This is a genomic window from Candidatus Oleimmundimicrobium sp., assembly GCF_030651595.1.
Taxonomy (GTDB): Bacteria; Actinomycetota; Aquicultoria; order UBA3085; family Oleimmundimicrobiaceae; genus JAUSCH01.
The window spans coordinates 1-2557 of record NZ_JAUSCH010000051.1; the positions used below are offsets into that span (position 1 = coordinate 1).

Consider the following 2557-nt stretch of genomic DNA (forward strand, 5'->3'; position numbering starts at 1 on the left):
GTTGCCAGGGCTCTTGCTCTTAATCCTAAGCTTATAATCTGTGATGAGCCGGTTTCTGCTTTAGACGTATCAGTTCAATCTCAGATAATAAATCTTTTAGCCGAGCTTCAAAAAAAACTTGGCCTAACTTATCTTTTTATAGCTCACGACCTGGGGGTTGTAAAATATTTATGCGATAGGGTTGGTGTTATGTATTTGGGAAAAATTGTTGAACTTGCGGACAATAACGGGTTATACAGTAAGCCTCATCACCCTTACACACAATCATTGCTCTCGGCTGTACCTATTCCGGACCCAAAGAAAGAGAGGAAAAGAAAACGGATTATTTTAAAGGGAGATGTTCCCAGCCCCATTAATCTTCCTTCGGGTTGTAGATTTCATGCCCGTTGTCCTATTGCTCAAGACATTTGTTTACATACTGAGCCGGAGTTGAGAGAGGTTGCTAAAGATTGGTGGGTGGCATGTCATTTTGCAAAGGCAAATCCAATACCGGTTGATTAAAGGAAGCTGGCGACATAGCGACTTAGAAGCCACGTAGCCAAGGAACCAAGGAACTCCCGACTAATAAACTACCGACTCTTAGCTAAGTGCTTCGCGCCAAAATTATGCTAAAATAAATATGGACTAATCCTTTCTCTTTTTGTAGTATTTATTGAGTTAATTTTATATGTCGGAGTGGCCATGTCTCACGGCAGGCAGGTTTGCCTCCGATGCGGGCGGCGCGTTAGGTTGAGGGATGATTAGGAATTGAAAATCTATGTATTATATTTATATTTTAATTAGCAATTATGATAATAAGTTATACGTAGGTTTTACAAATGACCTCAAGAGAAGGTTAAAACAACACAACCGAGGGCAAGTGAATTCAACAAAGGGGCGGCGTCCGTTAAAACTTGTTTATAAAGAAGTTTGTGAAACCAAAAAAGCGGCTATTGAAAGAGAGAGGTATTTAAAATCCGGTTGTGGCCAAGAGTTTTTAAAGCAAATTTTAAACGGTAAAAATTAAATAAAAGTTTTTATATGTCGGAGTGGCGGAATTGGCAGACGCGCTAGGTTGAGGGCCTAGTGAACATTTAGTTCATGGGGGTTCAAATCCCCCCCCCGACACCATTCTTTAAAAGTTTATCTAAATCTTCAGCAAGCTACACACATAGTTAAAATTCTAGTTATTATTCTTTATTATTTATAACTTTTTGAGCATCTTTCTATGAAACATTAAGAGACAGAAGTCTCAATGTTTAATTTTTTACTAAACTTAAACTAAATCATAAAGTTTACTTTTTTACATATAGTTAGAAAAAAATTAAAGTCTAACTTGTTAAATGTCGATAAATTTAAAATAAATTATTGGATTTTATAAAATCTTAAGGAGAAATTTAGTGAAATACAATTTTTCAAAGGGAAAATTGTCTAAACTTTTAATAATAGTGGTTTTACTCCTTATCTGTATTGGTTTGGAGTATTATTTTCATTTTATTTTGAAAACAGAAATTGTTTACACCCATTTATTTTATGTTCCCATCGTTTTGGCCGCTATTTGGTGGGGCTTAAAGGGTGGGCTTTCCGTAAGTTTGTTTTTATCCTTCTTATACATAGGCTCTCACTTTCCCAAAGTCGAATTATCCATTTTGTTTAGGAGTTTCGCGTTTATTCTCGTGGGTTCCGTGATAGGCATAGTGAGCGATGGGCGCAAGCGAGCAGAGAAAGAGGTGCACAAGAAAAAGGAGATGGAAGCCATCTTTTGCTCTGCCGGCGGAGGAATAAGAGCCATTAATACGGATTATAAAATCATCGACCAAAACAAAGAGATGGATTCTCTTTGTGGTGTTAAAGCGGCAAAAGCAGTAGGGGAAAAGTGCAGTGAAATATTTCAAGGTCCTCATTGCGGCACGGATAAATGCACCCTTCGTCAAATTATGTCTGGTGTAGAGCGGATAGAGATAGAAATGGAGAGAACCACAAAGAAAGGAAAGACAGTATGGGTTAATCTTATGGCCACACCACTTAAAGATGAAGAAGGAAAAATTGTTGGTGTCATCGAGAGCTTTATAGAAATCACTGAGCGTAAAAGGGCAGAGGAGTTAAAATCTTCTATCCTTGGGTCCGTCCCTCATGCAGTTGTTGTATTGCGTGAACGCCAAATCACCTTTGCAAATGAAAGTGTTGAGACCATCTTTGGCTGGAAGCCGGAAGAATTAATTGGCCAGAGTACAAGGGTGCTGTATAGGTCTGAAGAAGGATTTAAGGAAATTGGTAAGCATTTTTATCCCAGACTTAAAAAACAGCGAACCTATGGTGAAGAGTTTCCTTGTCGACGCAAAGACGGTAAAGATATCATGTGCATGGTAACTGCTTCAACGATTGGAAAAACTCTAAAAGACAAAGGAATTGTGGTTGTTTATGAAGACATCACCGAGCGCAAGAAAGCAGAGGAGCGCATCAAGTACTTAAACAAGACATTGTCCACCGTAGGAAAGATTAATGTCTTAATGGTAAAAGAGGACGACCCTCAAAAGCTGTTAAAGAAAGTGTGTAAGATATTTGCCGGTTCCAGGGA

3 protein-coding genes and 1 tRNA gene are annotated in these 2557 nt (G+C 38.4%); all 4 read left to right on the forward strand.

The window, feature by feature from the left end; all coding sequences use genetic code 11:
- Nucleotides 1-501 (forward strand): ABC transporter ATP-binding protein (locus Q7U95_RS03365; protein ID WP_308751860.1); only part of this gene is annotated, 501 nt, incomplete at its 5' end.
- 256 nt (nucleotides 502-757) lie between these two features.
- Entirely contained in the window at nucleotides 758-1006 is a 249-nt protein-coding gene (locus Q7U95_RS03370; protein WP_308751861.1) for a GIY-YIG nuclease family protein, read from the forward strand.
- A 16-nt stretch (nucleotides 1007-1022) separates the two neighbouring features.
- Nucleotides 1023-1110 (forward strand) — tRNA-Leu (locus Q7U95_RS03375).
- A gap of 269 nt (nucleotides 1111-1379) precedes the next feature.
- On the forward strand, nucleotides 1380-2557 hold a 1178-nt coding region (locus Q7U95_RS03380), incomplete at its 3' end, for a PAS domain-containing protein (RefSeq protein ID WP_308751862.1).